Below are 15683 nucleotides of genomic sequence, written 5' to 3'. Positions count from 1 at the left end.
GAGCGGCATCGTAAAGCCTGGTGACCCCGGTCACTCGGAGAGTGACCTAGCTTCCGCTGAAATGCGGCGGGAAATATTGAAATCAAGGCCCAGGGTGAGCTGCTCGGAAGATCCTCCTTTGCGGGGGATTTTTATTTACTCATTTTGAGCTTCTTTTTGACCAATTCTTACTTATAATGACTTCTTCTTGGACAATTTTTGACGCCAAAACATCTACAAATTGGTAATTATTTTTTTCACCTGAGTTTCTCACTTTTTGAAAAATAGTCCCTTTTTACGCTCAAATTTATAGATTTCAAGACATTAATTCGAGAAATTCAGAAGTTCACACATGGCAATTTGTCATTGCGAGGAGGGCGTCAGCCCGACAAAGCAATCTCTTTTCGGATGGCGCTCTGCCAACCATGTGGCAAGGAGATTGCCACGCCCCTTCGGGGCTCGCCCCTCCAGGGTAATAACAATGACATATACGCGCTGTCATTGCGATCATAGAGAAGCAATCTCTTTTCGGATGGCGCTCTGTCAACCATGCGGCGAGAAAATTGTCCAGCTTGAATATTAATAATTTATTAGAAAATGTGACCGGAGGGGAACAAAATCGAGGATTCTGTTTATAATGGTAACGGAAATACTCACGGCTGGATTGTGAAACAAGCTATTATCGAAGGATTTGCCCGCAACGTTGCATCCCGCCGTCCATCATCATCGATTACTCAATAGAGGTACGTTTATGACAAAAATTGATCCGAAAAAACAAAATGCGATTCCCTTTAAAGCAGAAACCAAACAATTATTAGATATTTTGATCAACTCCCTGTATTCCGATCGTGATATTTTCTTGCGCGAACTAATTTCGAATGCATCCGATGCCATCACGCGCATCAATTTCGAAATGCTGACCAATCACAACATTGTGGATCCGGATTTCACACCGGCTATTCACATCACAATGGACAAAGAAGCAGGGACGCTGCTGGTAACCGATAACGGCATCGGGATGAATGCCGAGGAGATGGTCGATAACCTGGGAACCATCGCTAAATCAGGCGCTCGCAGCTTCCTGGAAGCGACCAAAGACAAACCGGAAGGAACGGCGAATGATCTGATCGGTCAGTTCGGTGTTGGTTTTTATGCTGCATTTATGATTGCGGAATGGATTGATGTCACTTCCCGTTCGTATCGACCGGAAGACACGGCAGCCAAATGGCATTCGACCGGATCAGGCAGTTTTACCATCTCTGAAGCAGACAAAACCAGCCGCGGCAGTGAAATTTTGATCAAACTCAAAGAGGATGCCAAAGAGTATCTGGACGAATTCCGATTGAAAGAAATCATCCGCAAACACAGCAATTACATTCCTTATCCGATCTTTGTGGGAGATTCAAAAGAACAGGTCAATGCCGAAACCACGATCTGGCGTCAGAATCCCGCAGAAGTCAAGGATGAGGATTACGAAAAATTCTATCAGAGCTTCACCATGGACTTTGAAAAGCCCATGAATAAGCTGCATCTCTCGATTGATGCCCCATTCCAGATGTACGCGTTGCTGTATATTCCTTCCAAACCGGAACGCACCATGTTTTCGTTGCGGAAAGAGGACGGTCTGCAGCTCTTTGCACGAAAAGTATTAATCCAGGATTACTGCACCACACTGCTGCCGCGTTATTATCGTTTTGTGGAAGGGGTTATCGATTCTGAAGATATCCCGCTGAATGTCACACGGGAGACAATGCAGGCAAACCGTGTCATTCTTACGCTGAAGAAAATTTTAGCCGGAAAGATCACGGATGTTCTGAAAAAATGGGGCACCGACGATAAAGAAAAATACGCGGAATTTTGGAAGAAATTCGGTGTGTTTATCTGTGAAGGCATCGTCACGGAGCCGGATGCAAAAGACAGTCTGGTCCCGCTGTTAAGGTATCATTCTCTGAACCACGATGACGCCTATATTTCATTCGCAGACTACGTTCTTGAAATGAAACCGGGGCAGGATAAGATTTATTATGTATTAGGCGAACATCTGGATACGCTGCGCAACAGTCCGCACATCGAAAAGCTGCGGAAAAAAGGATACGATGTCTTGCTGTTGACAGATCCTTTTGATCCTTTTGTCATCACGAATCTGGAAAAATATCAGGACTTTGCGCTGGTCAATGCTGCGACTGAAAAATTCAGCGACAGTAAAGAATCCGAAACACAAGAAGAGAAAAAAGAACCCGCGCTGGAGCAATCCGTTTCCGATGAGCTGATTGCGCGTATCAAAGCAGAACTTGGCGAATTGATCTCCGATGTCAAGACCACAGATTTGTTGGTCGAATCACCTGCCAGGCTGGTGGATGCAGATGGGTCATTGTCGCCGGAGATGCAGCGCATGTATCAACTGATGCAGCAGGACTATAAAGCGCCGAAAAAGGTGCTGGAGATCAATCCGGAACATCCGCTGATCTTGCGCCTTGCCAAATTGAAAGACAACGATCTGTCCTCAAAAATCATCCATCAGATTTTCGATGGAGCGAAAATCATGGACGGAGAAACGCCGGATCAATTTGCGATGCTGAATCGTGTCCAGAGCCTGATTATCAGCCTTTTAGATCAAAAATCTAAATAAAAAAAGCAAAAAATGATGAAAAATTCCGGAAAATTCCGGAATTTTTCCTTTTTAGATGATTCAAATGTGGTAAAATTGCACTGGTATTTACATTTCTTAATAATCATGAGAAATAAAAAGAACAAATTTTATCAGGAGAATAACAAAGTGAATAAAGAAGTGTTGGATGGTCTTTTCAGACCAAAATCAGTTGCTGTGATTGGTGCATCTGCTACTCCCGGAAAGATCGGGTATTCTGTCGTTGAAGCCTTAAACAATGGAAAATATGAAGGGCCGATCTATCCGATCAACCTGAAAGCAGATGAAATTTTAGGGCATAAAGCATATCCAAGCATTCTTGATTTGACAGGGAAAGTTGATTTAGCTGTTATCACGGTTCCTGCGAAGTTTGTTCTTGGTTCTGTAGAAGAATGCGGGAAAGCAAAAGTCAAAGGTATCAGTATTATCACATCGGGTTTCGGTGAAATTGGCGACCATGAAACTGAAAACGCCATTGTGGAAACCGCCCATCGCTATGGTATGCGCGTTCTCGGTCCCAATATCATCGGTTCTCTTTCAAACTCCGATAAATTGAATGCCTCGTTCGCACCGACGCTCCCGCTTCCTGGTGATGCGTCTTTAATTTCTCAATCCGGTGCGCTTTTAATTGCCTTGGATGCCGGTACCTATCTGCGCGGCGTTGGTTTCGATAAATTGTTCTCACTCGGCAACATGGCAGATGTCGATTTTTCCGATATCATCGAATGGCTTGATCAGGATGAACGGACAAAATGTATTTCTCTATACATCGAGGGTCTGAAAGACGGCCGCCGCTTTGTTGACGTCTGCAAGAAAGCCAGCAAACCGATTATTGCTCTGAAATCCGGCGTTTCCGCTCATGGTGCCGCTGCTGCAGCCTCCCATACGGGTTCACTTGCCGGCGCAGCCAAAGTCTATGGAGCTGCTTTTGAACAGGCAGGAATTATTCAGGCACAAGACTTAAACAATCTGTTCGACCTGACACAAGCATTTGAACTGCAGCCGCCCATGAAGGGCGATCACCTGCTGATCGTCACTAATGGCGGTGGTGTCGGCGTTTTGGCAACCGATGCAGCGGAGCGTTATGGAATTCCGCTGGAATTCTGCCCGGCTGATCTGCAGGCTGAAATGAAAAATTACATGCCGGAATTTGGTTCTGCCAAGAATCCGGTTGATATCACTGGCGGCGCAGGGCTGGAAGGATATAAAAAATGTATCGCTTTCGGTCTGCAGCAGGATTGGGTGGATGGCTTGGCAGTGCTGTACTGCGAAACCGCAATGACGAATCCGATGGAAATTGCTCAGGGTATTCTGGAAGCCGTTCATCAGGCGGAAGAAAATGAAGCGTCCAAAGGCAAACCAGTCGCAGTATCGTTCGTCGGTGGCGAGCACACTGCCGAGGCGATGCGCTACCTGATTGATCATGGAATTCCAACCTATGATGATCCGGCACGTGCCGTTAATGTTTTGGGCGGATTACGCCAGTATGCACGTCTGCAGGAAGCAAAAGCGAATTCCAAAAACGAAGATGGATTTAAAGCAGACAAACAGGCCGCTTTGGCGATCATTCAGGCAGCCCGAGAGGATGGACGCGACGCATTGACTGAAATCGAGGCGAAAGATGTCTTCAGAGCTTATGGACTGGATGTCACCAGCACACGCCTGGCGAAAACCGAAGATGAAGCTGTTGCGCTTGCCAATAAAGTCGGCTATCCGATTGTCATGAAAATCGTCTCTCCGGATATTTTGCACAAATCCGATGCCAGTGGTGTCAAGGTCAACATCAAGGATGACGCATCCACACGCGAATGGTTCAACAAGATTATTGCCAATGCCAAAGCCTACAAAGCCGATGCAAACATCCACGGCGTCGCCATTCAGGAAATGGCTCCATTAGGTTCCGAAGTCATTCTCGGCTCGATCAATGACGCAGCATTCGGACCGACCGTCATGTTCGGTCTGGGCGGCATCTTTGTGGAAGTACTGAAAGACGTCACATTTGCCGTAACGCCGGTCTCCAAACAACAGGCTCTGAAGATGCAGTCAGACATCCGCGGAGCCAAAATTCTGGATGGCGCACGAGGTGAAAAACCGAGAGATAAAGAAGCCATGGCAATAACCATCGCCCGATACTCCCACATGATTCTGGATCTGCAGGATGAGATCAAGGAATCGGATGCCAATCCGGTGATGGTGTACGAAGATGGCAGCGGTTTGAAAGTCGTCGACGCCCGCATCATCCTGAAGAAGAAATAAGAATAATATCGATAGATAAAAAAACCTCCGCTAAGCGGAGGTTTTTTTGTTAAAATTCGCATTGGATTTTTAGCACAACGGGAAAGCGAAAAAAATAATCTACAAAAAGATTCTGCATTTTAGCAATTCCAAACAAGGAAAGAAACAATCATTGTTGTATTGTTTCTGTTCTGAAACAACACAACAACAAGCGTTCGCTCCTTTCCTTATTTGTAAAGAATGTTTATATTTCAATCACTGCGCTCAATCACGCAGTAAATCTCACAAATCCCTTAAATGGTAAAATCAAGAATATGACTGAGACAATTCAACCTGCTGCAAAACAAAGGAAACGCTATTCCTTTTCATATCAGGAAAAATGGATTCCATTCATCCTGCTCATATTCACCGTATTTACTTACGTTCCGCTCATCCATACGCTCGGATTCTATTGGGATGACTGGCCGATGCTGTGGTTTGATGTGACCCAAGGTCCCCAAGGTTTTGCGGATGCCTTTACTTCTGACAGGCCGTTTCTGGGGTACCTGTATCAGCTCACCGGCGCGATCATCGGCACAGAACCGCTGTATTGGCAGATCCTGACGGTTGTCTTCCGCTGGCTTGTCTCCTGTGCATTCTGGTGGATGCTCAAACTGCTCTGGCCGGAGCATAAGGAGACTTCATTTTGGACAGCTATTCTGCTGACGGTATATTCCGGTTTCAAGCAGATGCCGATCGCTTACGTCTGGGGAAATGCGCTCATCATGCTGTTTGCCTATGAGTTGTCATATGGTATGATGCTCAAGGCAATTACCTCCGCTGAAAAATCAGATTGGAAACGGTATGCCGCATGGACGATTCCAGGCGTGATCTGTTACACTTTCTGCACTATTTCCACAGAATACTATACGGGGCTGGATCTCATCCGGATTGTGATGATCTGGATTTTTCTGGACCAGATGGATTCATTCCGCAAGATGACCTTCCAGAAAAAAATCATCAAATCGCTGCTGCACTGGGTTCCATATCTGGTGCCGTTGGCGATCTTTATGTTCTGGCGGGTTTTCATTTTCCAGTTTCCATCCTATCAGCCTGTTTTGATAAGTCAACTGCAAACCGAACCAGTCAAAGCGGTTCTGGGTGTCCTGATTCGTGCGATTGGAGATGCCTATACGGCATTCTGGGGCGCCTGGACTGAATTCTTTTCTTTTCCGAAAGCAGCTGATTTTGCCACCATATCCGGAAAACTGTTCTGGATCTTCGTGGCAGCAGGTTTTGTCGTATCCATCCTGACTTTGTCAGGATTAAGATTGTCCAACGGGCTGCAACAGAATGAGGAACCGGACAGAAAAAAAAGACAGGCCAGATGGATCATCAACCTGTTTGTCTTAGGTACTGCAGCAGTGATTTTCCCCGGGGTGCCCTATTGGGTGACTTCGTTATCACCTTCGCTGGAATTTCCGAAAGAACGCTGGCTTTCCGCATACATGTTCGGCAGCTCCATCCTGATGGCCGGATTAATCACGCACTTCATTCGGACGAGGAAGCAGCAAATTGTCGTTATCAGTCTGTTCATCGCCATGGCAATCGGCGGGAATATCCTGAATGCCAACAGTTTTCGCAGAGACTGGCAAAGCCAGCGAGAATTTATCAATCAGCTGTATACCAGAATTCCCGGTTTTCAGGCTCCAATGTACCTGTTGACCGATTTCAATTCACTTTCCTATGAAACCGATAATTCACTGACAGGTATGGTCAACCTTGCTTTGGCGTCAGAGTCCTCGTCTTTGGATTTGCCGCTCAGTGTCGGATTTTATGATGTCCGGTTCAAGTCATCCAATGAGAAACTGGAAGCCGGCGAACCGATCTATCAGGGCTTCCGAAGCGCCAATTTCAGCGGCAGCGTTTCAGATGTAGTTGCCTACTTTTACTCTCCGCCAGGTTGTCTGCGCATTCTGGATCCGAAACAACATGAAGATCTGCCCATATTTCCGGACAGTTTTTATGAGTTTATCAAATACTCAAATCCGTCAAATATCTTGTCTTCCGGCAATGCGATTCCATTTGTGCAGGAAAAGATTTTTAAAAAGCCGATTGAGAAGAATTGGTGTTATTATTTTGAATTAGCAGATTTAGCCCGACAGAATGAAGACTGGGAAAAAATCGCAGCGCTTGGTGATCAGTCAATTCCATATTTTTCTGCAGGAGACGCATCCGAGTATATTCTCTTTATCGAAGCCTATGCGCATAACAATCAATGGGAAAAGGTCATTCCGCTCATTGATTTGATCCATCAGAAAGATCAGAAGCTGGATGCGCCGTTGTGCCCGATCTTACAGCGTCTATTTACAGAGAACTTGCCGGATAATTCATCCATGCGTAATAACGCCGCTGTTGCGATCAATAAAATTGGATGCAATGCATATACACAATGAAAAAACAAATTGAAACAGACAACCATCCGTTGGATTTAGATGCCGGTGCAACCGTCGTCATTCCGGTATATAACAGTGAAGGTTCGATCGAAGAACTGACCGCACGGCTGCATATCGTATTGCCGCAGTTATTTCCGGATTATGAAATCATCCTGATTAATGACGGCAGTCATGACAACAGTTGGAAAGTCATCCAGAAACTGTGTCAGCATCCAAGAGTACGCGGGTTTAACCTGATGCGTAATTTTGGACAACACAATGCGCTGCTGTGCGGAATTCGCAGTGCCAGATTCGAGACCATCATCACGATGGATGATGACTTGCAGCATCCACCGGAGCAGCTCCCGCTGCTGGTTGAAACATATAATAAAGGGTACGATGTCGTTTATGCCGTTCCCAAAAAACTACCTCATTCGTGGTGGAGGAACTTAGGCTCCAAATTGACGAAATTCACACTGAGCAAATTTATGCGAATACCGATTCAGGAAATCGGAGCCTTTCGCATATTTCGGACAGAGCTCCGCAATGCCTTTGCGGACTATCATAGTCCGGATGTGTATATCGATCCGCTTCTATCCTGGGGAACAACCAATTTCGGACATGTATTCGTAGAAGAAGATCAAAGGAAGGTCGGAACCTCCAACTATACATTTCGAAAACTGGTTCATGCCGGGTTACTGATTTTGACTGGTTACAGCACAATCCCGCTGCGCCTTGCCAGTACGCTGGGCTTTGTCTTCATGATCGTCGGTTTTCTGATTCTGATCTACGCGTTGATCATTAAACTTGCCTTTGATTCTGTTGCCGGTTTTCCATTTCTGGCATCCATCATCGCATTATTCTCCGGAGTTCAATTATTCACGTTAGGAATTATCGGGGAATATCTGGCAAGGATGTACGATCGTTCGACAGACCGCCCTCCCTACATCGTTAAAAGTGAAGTGACAGGCAGGAATGATGATCTAGAGTCCTGAAAAGCGATAATCTTTCGGAATTTGTGTTATCGTCCTGGACAAAGAGAAAAGATTTACTATCCTTCCCGTATTTTGAATTGCAGGGAAACAGAATCAAGCCTTGCTAAAAGAATAAAAGTCAATCGTTAAAATGAAATTATCAGAAATAGGATTATCCATGGTTCAACTCGATGATGTCCGCAGCTTTTTTAAGAATTGTTTTCAGGAACATGGCGAATCGGCGGAAGGCGTCGGATGGAATTCAGCCTACGCGCAGGAAGTACGCTTCGATCAATTATTAAAAATTATTAATCCTGGGGAATCGTTTACATTTCTTGAATTTGGCTGCGGTTACGGCCATTTGATTGATTATATGCGTTCCAAAGGGCTTTTCCCAACACATTTCTATGGATATGATATCCTCGAAGATGCAATCCAAAAAGGCGCACAGCATTATCAGAATGACAAGCAGGTTTCTTTTCATTCATCGCTGGAAGAAATACCTGTGACAGATTATCTATCAGCATCCGGAGTTTTCAATATCAAACTGGATCATTCCCGTGAAGAATGGACTGACCATATCCTGAAATCACTGCATGTGTTTGATAAGCATACCTCCCGTGGCTTTTCGGTAAATTTTCTGACTACTTACTCCGATCAGAATCGAATGGATGAAAGACCCGACCTTTATTATGCAGATCCGTGTTTTCTATTCGATTACTGCAAAAGGCATTTTTCAAAGAATGTGGCGCTACTGCACGACTATAAGATTTATGATTTTACGCTGTTGGTGAGAAAAGAATACGATCAATAATCCAATAAGAATTTCGTGATTGATACGGGTGAAGGTTCCGTTGTTGCTGGTTTCCATTTCCCGATGTCATATGTATCATTGCGAACGACAATAAAAAAAAAGCATCCCGATTTGAATCGAGATGCTTTTTTTATGATCAATTATATTTACTCTTCACTAACGGAAACTTCATACCCTAACGAGCGCAGTTTCTTTTTCAGATCGATTAATGATTTTTGTCCGAAGCCATGAATATCGAGAAGTCCTGCATCACCTGATTCGGATAATTTTGCCAGAACATCTGCAATTTTTACAAATCCGGCTTCCGCAAGAATTTCAGTCGGACGTTTGCCGAGATCGAGTTCAGAAATCAAACGATCAGGAGATGTTTTCGCTTCTTCACGGTTTTTCTTGTCTTCCAAAAATTCCTGGCGAGCCTGTAAACGACGGTAGAAGCGATCAACCTGTCCTTCCATATCCAGCATACGTGACTGCTGGCCAGTGAAGAATGGATGGCATGCTGAACAGACTTCTGTACGAATTTCTGCTTTAATTGAACCTGTTGTCCATGTATTTCCACATGCGCAAATCACCTTTGCTTCCGGGTAATACTTTGGATGGATATTTTTTTTCATTTTCTTTTCATTCCTTCCACAACTCGTTTCCTATTTGACTTCGGAAACGGATAAGTGATCATTACTCGGCTTCCGGCAAACTTTCAGGAGCAATGTTGACACGCTTTTGTCCTGACGGAAGTGTTTCATAGACAACCTGTCCTTCCGCTTTTGCAAACAAAGTAAAATCTTTGCCTACTCCGACGTTCAGACCCGGTTTAATTTTTGTGCCATGCTGGCGTACAAGAATGCTTCCGGCTGGAACAGTCTGTCCGCCATAGCATTTTATACCCAAACGTTGTGAATTGCTGTCGCGCCCGTTACGGCTGGAGCCGCCACCTTTTTTATGTGCCATTATCTTTTACCCCTCAATCGCTTCAATTTTTACACGTGTATAAACCTGACGATGGCCGGTCTTCACACGATAGTGTTTTTTCTGGCGATACTTGAATATAATCAACTTCGGCCCTTTTTCATCACCCACAACAGTCGCTTTAATCGTAGCGCCTTTTACAACAGGAGTTCCCACTGCTACTGAACCGTCATTGACCAGAAGCAGAACCTGATTGAGATCGATTTGCTGTCCTGGTTCGACATCCAGACGATCGATCACAACACTGGAACCTTCAACGGCTTTGTATTGTTTTCCGCCGCTTTCAAAAATTGCGTATTTCATCCTTTTTCTCCAATCTTCACTTCACCATGACAAACGCGTCATTCCGCCTTTGCAAGGGGAAGTTGGCTTTTCGTTTATTCGCTTGGATCGTATTGCGATCCAAAAATAAGCGTTGTCAATTATACCGCATGTTCGAGCGCTGTCAAACAAGACGTTACGAGTCGCCCCTCTCACAATTTCATTTCGGATAGGCTTTTCATTACTCGAAAGGCCGGTTACATGCCAATGACTCTTAGAATAATTTTCTCTCCGAACCTGCATCCATCTTCCGCAATGCAGCAACGGGATCCTGTACCTTGGAAGTCAGGATCATCGCAGCGATGATATATGGCTTATAAGACGCTTGTTTGTACAACGGAGTGATATAACGCTCAAAAACTGAGTTTTCCACCTCGCCTTCCTTGCAGGAAAGGCCGCTGATATCGGCGGGCAGACAGTGCATATACAGCGCTGTGCCATTTTTTGTGCGTTTCATGAGATCTTCAGTGCAAGTCCAATCCTTGAACTCCGCGTTCTGTGCCAGCAATTTCTTTTCCAATTGATCAATGCCATCTTTGTCGCCAGCCTGGTAAAGCCTGGTACGTTCTTCCATTGCGGCAAACGGTGCCCAGGATTTCGGATAAACAATGTCTGCATCTTCGAAAGCTTCTGCCATGGAACTGACTTTGCGGAAAGATCCGCCGGTTCCTTTTGCATTCTCCTGCGCGATTTTTTCAATATCCGGCATAATTTCATAGCCTTTGGGATGTGCCAACACAACTTCCATTCCGAAACGGGTCATCAGTCCAACCACACCTTGCGGGACAGAGAGCGGTTTCCCATATGAAGGGGAATAAGCCCAACTCATGGCGATTTTCTTGCCCTTCAGATTCTCAACACCGCCAAAGTGATGGATGATGTGATCCATGTCCGCCATGGATTGTGTCGGATGATCCACATCGCATTGCAAATTGACGAGCATCGGCCGCTGTTCCAGAATACCTTTTTCATAGCCCTCAGTCACTGCATCCATGAAAGTTTTCATATATTTATGACCTTCGCCGATGAACATGTCATCGCGAATGCCGATCACATCAGCCATGAAAGAAATCATATTGGCAGTTTCACGAACTGTTTCGCCATGAGCAATTTGCGACTTCTTTTCGTCCAGATCTTTTACATCCAATCCCAGTAAATTACAGGCAGAAGCATAGGAGAATCGAGTACGGGTTGAATTATCGCGAAATACAGAAATGCCAAGTCCGGAATCAAACACACGGCATGACCGATTTCGCTCACGCAGATCGCGCAGCGCATCCGCCACAGTAAAGATAGCAGCAATTTCATCATCCGTCTTATCCCAGGTCCAATAGAAATCACTGTTATACAAGTTTTTTATCTGAAGTTTCTCCAGTTGATTTACAAGTTCGATCGCTTTCGACATTTTCTCTTCTCCTTATTTTTCTGTCCATTACTTGATATTGTTATTCGTTTTTCCGCCGCGATATTCGCTGACATCTTCTGTTCCCTTGCCCTTATAAAGGCTTGGGACAGCTGCATACAATGCCGCACAAGTGACCAGATCCTGCTTCCAGGTAATTTCATTCGGTGCGTGCGCTTGTGATTCCGCACCCGGACCAAACCCGACACATGGAATTCCGTAGCGTCCCTGAATGGAAACGCCATTGGTAGAGAATGTCCACTTGTCAATCAGCGGACGCTTGCGCAAGTGCATCGTTTTTTCATCACCAATGCGCTCTTCACCGAACAGCTTCTTATGGGCATCTACTAACGCCTGAACATGAGGGGCGTTTTCCCGGTTGATCCATGTTGGAAAATAACATTCGGTTTTATAAACCAATCCAGTCCAAGCCGGGCGGTCATACATATACATGGAAACAACTACATCTTCACCATATTTTTTGCAAGCTGGCAGCTGACGGATTTCATCCAGACAGGAATCCCAGGTTTCACCGGCTGTCATACGACGGTCAATGGAAATCGAGCAGGAATCGGCTACTGCACAACGTGAAGGAGATGTGAAGAAAATCTCCGATACTGTGCAGGTACCGCGCCCAAGAAAGCGAGCATCTTCATAATGATCAGGGTTGTATTTCGGGTTGAGCATCTTTACCAGACCCTTGATTTCATTCTCATCGGCATCATCATTTTCATTGAGTGATCGAATATTTTGAATGATATCAGCCATCTTATAAATGGCGTTATCCCCTCGTTCCGGAGCTGAACCATGGCAGGAGACGCCGTGGACGTCCACACGGATTTCCATACGCCCGCGATGTCCGCGATAGATGCCGCCATCTGTCGGTTCGGTCGATATGACAAATTCAGGGGTGATTTTGTCCTCATTATGAATGAACTGCCAGCACAAACCGTCACAGTCCTCTTCCTGAACCGTTCCGACAACCAGAATCCTGGTATCGGCAGGAATCAAATTCATATCTTTCATGATCTTTGCACCATACACGGAGGAAACGATGCCGCCTTCCTGGTCAGAACCGCCGCGGCCTCCAATTTCAGTCTCTGTCTCAAATCCTTTGTATGGATCAAATTTCCAGTTGTTGATGTTGCCAATGCCAACTGTGTCGATATGGCTATCATAGGCGATAATCTTATCGCCATTTCCCATCCAGCCGAGCACGTTTCCTTCCGGATCAATCTCGACTTTGTCGAAACCGACTTTTTCCATTTCCATCGCAATACGCCGAATAACACCTTCCTCATCAGCGCTTTCGCTGGGAATTGCGATCAGATCTCGTAAGAATCTGGTCATATCAGTTTCGTACCCTTTTGCAGCTTTTTTAATCGCTTCAAAGTCCATGCCAAAACCTCCTGCCTTTTTTTACATGAAGATTTCTCTTGATGTGCTATATCACACAGCTATCAAAATTAATTGTCTTACAACTTGAAATTATAACAAAAATGTATGAATTTACAAGAAAGCACAGGCATGAAATACGGATAGGATTCTTTTAGTTTTTCCCGATTGATACAAATAGCAAGTCGATAATTCACAGTAATTCGAAATAAAAAAAATTCTTTGTTGTTCTTGATTGATTCGAAAAGTCAATCCATATTTCGAATTGCTGGATAATTCAAATTACTGGCGAAGAAAATAAAGTTACAATGAAGAGTAGAAAAGAAGTTGAATAGGAGAAAAAATGAATAGAAAATTTTGGATTATCCTCATGCTGGTTTTATATTTCTCGTTTCATACTATGCAAGGTTTTGCTGCATCAGAGAATCCTCTACTCTCTATGGATGGGAAACCGCTTGATTCTAAAGCGATTGTGAAAAATGGAACGCTCAGATTGCCCCTTGAGGCAGTCACCGCTGCCCTCGGCTATTCCATGGATACATCCATTCAAGATCAGCTCATTATCAAGACAACCGATGACAATGCCATCACCATTGATTTAACAGAAGCAAAAGTTTCCATTCAGAGCCATGATTATTATTTAAATGAGATCCCCGCCGTAACAAACGGCATGCATTATTTCAGCGCTGATTTTTTCTCGGATTCGCTAAACTTGCGCGTATATTGGGACAGATCAAATAACACTGTTTATCTTGGAAAAATCAAAGAAAATGAGATTGAAATTAACACCATCAAAGAGTCTTTTGAAAATGATATTCTAAAGGTATCCATTCAATATCCGGCTGTGAAAGGTTTGAAAGATCAGAAGATTCAAGATAAGCTCAATTATGAATTTAAACAATTAGCAGATCTTGCAATCCAGAAAGGCGAGAAAAACGCAAAAGAATTGGCAGATTATGCGAAGGATTTTCCCGATATGCCCAAAAAATGCGAGACATATTTCAACTATCAGATTAAATACAATCAGAATGGTCTGTTAAGTCTTATTTTCTTGGATTATCAGTTCGCAGGCGGCGCTCATGGCGGAACAATCCAAACAGCGTTTACTTTTGATTTACAAACAGGCGAACAATTTAAACTGCAAGATTTCTTTACTGATGACGCGGATTATCTGACAATTTTCAATGATCAGATTCAAACACTCTTAAGCCAACGAGGATTGTTATCACTGCTCTTTGAACCTTTTACCGGCATGAATTTGAGCCAACCATTCTACCTTTCGAAAAACGGATTTGTTGTTTTCTATCAGCAATATGAAATCCTTCCTTATTCTGAAGGAATCCAGGAATTTCAGGTAGATTACAATTTACTGGAAGACATCCTAAGAGATCCGTATACGGTCTTACTGAAAGAATAGAAAAACATAACAGTGATTTGATATGAGACCCTGTCTTTCGAAATATAAGGAAGTTTCTTTGTTGTTGTGATGTTTTTGCGCTGAGCGCAAAAGCATCACAACAACAAGTTTTCCCAGATTGATTCGAATAGCAATTAAATATTTCGAAGTACTGGAATCAATCCCAATGAAAGAAAAGACTGCAGCGAAATGCAAACCGCGACAGTCTTTTCTTTTCAAGATTCATTTTCCCTAATCAGCAGATAGTTTTCCCTGCAACTTTTTCATAGAATTTTGCGATCGCACTATGATCATTTTGCCCGCATCCATCAGAATGCAATGTTTGCAGCATTTCGAAAACAAGAGCAGTCAAAGGCAGCGGTGATCCGACAGCGTGACCGGTGTCCAGAGCATTCTTCAGATCTTTAATGTGCAGATCCACCTTGAATCCAGGTTTAAAATTATGATCAAAAATCATCGGGCTTTTCGCATTCATCACTGTTGAACCAGCCAGTCCGCCTTTGATCGCAGCAAATACCAGTTTCGGATCCACGCCCGCTCGTGCGCTGAGCATATAAGCTTCGGATAACGCAGCAATATTGCAGGCTACAATAACCTGATTAGCCAGTTTTGTCGTATTTCCAGCCCCGATTTCGCCGCAATAGACTGCGCTGCTGCCCATTTGCAGTAAAATCTCATAAACCTCATCGAATACCTGTTTTTCACCGCCCACCATGATCGACAATGTTCCATCTATTGCTTTGGGCTCTCCACCGCTGACCGGCGCGTCGATCATGCGAACGCCTTTCTCTGCGCATGCTTTACAAATTTCCTGGGAAGCCAGTGGTGCGATTGAGCTCATATCAATAAGAATTGAACCTGGTTTTGCACCTTCAAGTACTCCATTTTCACCCAATACGACTTCTTTCACTTCTGGAGAATTCGGAAGCATCGTGATAATCAGCGTAGCTGATGCAGCGACTTCTTTTGAGGAAGCAGCCTTTTTTGCTCCAGAATTCACAACCTCTTCGATGTTGGATGGAATTACGTCATAAACGACCAGTTCATGCCCGGCTTTCAATAAATTTCTCACCATGGGTTTCCCCATGATACCTAATCCAATAAAACCGATTTTCATTT

The 15683-nt window shown here is 44.3% G+C and carries 12 protein-coding genes; 6 read left to right on the top strand and 6 right to left on the bottom strand.

All coding sequences use genetic code 11. The features are described 5' to 3' along the window. Positions 1 to 730 precede the first annotated feature (730 nt). The 5 genes from htpG (at position 731) to ATC1_RS08380 (ending at position 9063) form a co-directional block, all read left to right on the top strand. Complete coding sequence (htpG, locus tag ATC1_RS08400; protein WP_062280334.1) at positions 731 to 2608, top strand: molecular chaperone HtpG; 1878 nt, start codon at positions 731 to 733, stop codon at positions 2606 to 2608. A 147-nt stretch (positions 2609 to 2755) separates the two neighbouring features. Further along, positions 2756 to 4882, top strand: a complete 2127-nt coding sequence (locus tag ATC1_RS15115; RefSeq protein ID WP_201777264.1) for an acetate--CoA ligase family protein — start codon at positions 2756 to 2758, stop codon at positions 4880 to 4882. 293 nt (positions 4883 to 5175) lie between these two features. Then, the gene (locus tag ATC1_RS08390; protein ID WP_062280331.1) at positions 5176 to 7296 is read left to right on the top strand and encodes a hypothetical protein; all 2121 of its coding nucleotides are present in this window, start codon (positions 5176 to 5178) and stop codon (positions 7294 to 7296) included. After that, positions 7293 to 8270 (top strand): glycosyltransferase family 2 protein, encoded by a 978-nt coding sequence (locus tag ATC1_RS08385; RefSeq protein ID WP_062280327.1) that lies wholly within the window; start codon positions 7293 to 7295, stop codon positions 8268 to 8270. Before ATC1_RS08390 ends, ATC1_RS08385 begins: the two co-directional genes overlap by 4 nt. Positions 8271 to 8427: 157 nt before the next feature. Further along, positions 8428 to 9063 carry a methyltransferase domain-containing protein gene (locus ATC1_RS08380; RefSeq protein ID WP_062280324.1) on the top strand — a complete coding sequence of 212 codons (636 nt, stop codon included), beginning with the start codon at positions 8428 to 8430 and terminating at the stop codon, positions 9061 to 9063. 146 nt (positions 9064 to 9209) lie between these two features. Here ATC1_RS08380 and rpmE read toward each other — a convergent pair whose 3' ends face one another. The 5 genes from rpmE to ATC1_RS08355 all read right to left on the bottom strand — a co-directional run bounded on the left by rpmE (position 9210) and on the right by ATC1_RS08355 (position 13150). Next, positions 9210 to 9677, bottom strand: a complete 468-nt coding sequence (gene rpmE / locus ATC1_RS14605; RefSeq protein ID WP_082174715.1) for a 50S ribosomal protein L31 — start codon at positions 9675 to 9677, stop codon at positions 9210 to 9212. A 61-nt stretch (positions 9678 to 9738) separates the two neighbouring features. Further along, on the bottom strand, positions 9739 to 10011 hold the full coding sequence (gene rpmA / locus ATC1_RS08370) for a 50S ribosomal protein L27 (RefSeq protein ID WP_062280321.1): 273 nt from the start codon (positions 10009 to 10011) through the stop codon (positions 9739 to 9741). A gap of 6 nt (positions 10012 to 10017) precedes the next feature. Beyond that, entirely contained in the window at positions 10018 to 10332 is a 315-nt protein-coding gene (gene rplU / locus ATC1_RS08365; RefSeq protein ID WP_062280318.1) for a 50S ribosomal protein L21, read from the bottom strand. Positions 10333 to 10564: 232 nt separating this feature from the next. Further along, positions 10565 to 11755: a knotted carbamoyltransferase YgeW gene (gene ygeW / locus ATC1_RS08360; protein ID WP_062280315.1), complete on the bottom strand. Its 1191-nt coding sequence runs from the start codon at positions 11753 to 11755 to the stop codon at positions 10565 to 10567. A 27-nt stretch (positions 11756 to 11782) separates the two neighbouring features. Beyond that, positions 11783 to 13150: a YgeY family selenium metabolism-linked hydrolase gene (locus ATC1_RS08355; RefSeq protein ID WP_062280312.1), complete on the bottom strand. Its 1368-nt coding sequence runs from the start codon at positions 13148 to 13150 to the stop codon at positions 11783 to 11785. A gap of 340 nt (positions 13151 to 13490) precedes the next feature. Here ATC1_RS08355 and ATC1_RS08350 point away from each other — a divergent pair, with 340 nt between their 5' ends. After that, positions 13491 to 14564: a PdaC/SigV domain-containing protein gene (locus tag ATC1_RS08350; RefSeq protein WP_062280308.1), complete on the top strand. Its 1074-nt coding sequence runs from the start codon at positions 13491 to 13493 to the stop codon at positions 14562 to 14564. A 235-nt stretch (positions 14565 to 14799) separates the two neighbouring features. Here the strand turns inward: ATC1_RS08350 and garR are convergent, their stop codons facing one another. Then, on the bottom strand, positions 14800 to 15681 hold the full coding sequence (gene garR / locus ATC1_RS08340; protein ID WP_062280302.1) for a 2-hydroxy-3-oxopropionate reductase: 882 nt from the start codon (positions 15679 to 15681) through the stop codon (positions 14800 to 14802). Between the last annotated feature and the right edge of the window lie 2 nt (positions 15682 to 15683).

It is taken from the genome of Flexilinea flocculi (genome assembly GCF_001192795.1).
GTDB classification, from domain to species: Bacteria; Chloroflexota; Anaerolineae; order Anaerolineales; family Anaerolineaceae; genus Flexilinea; species Flexilinea flocculi.
Note: the sequence above shows the minus strand (reverse complement) of the source record. Positions and strands in the feature narration are given on the sequence as shown.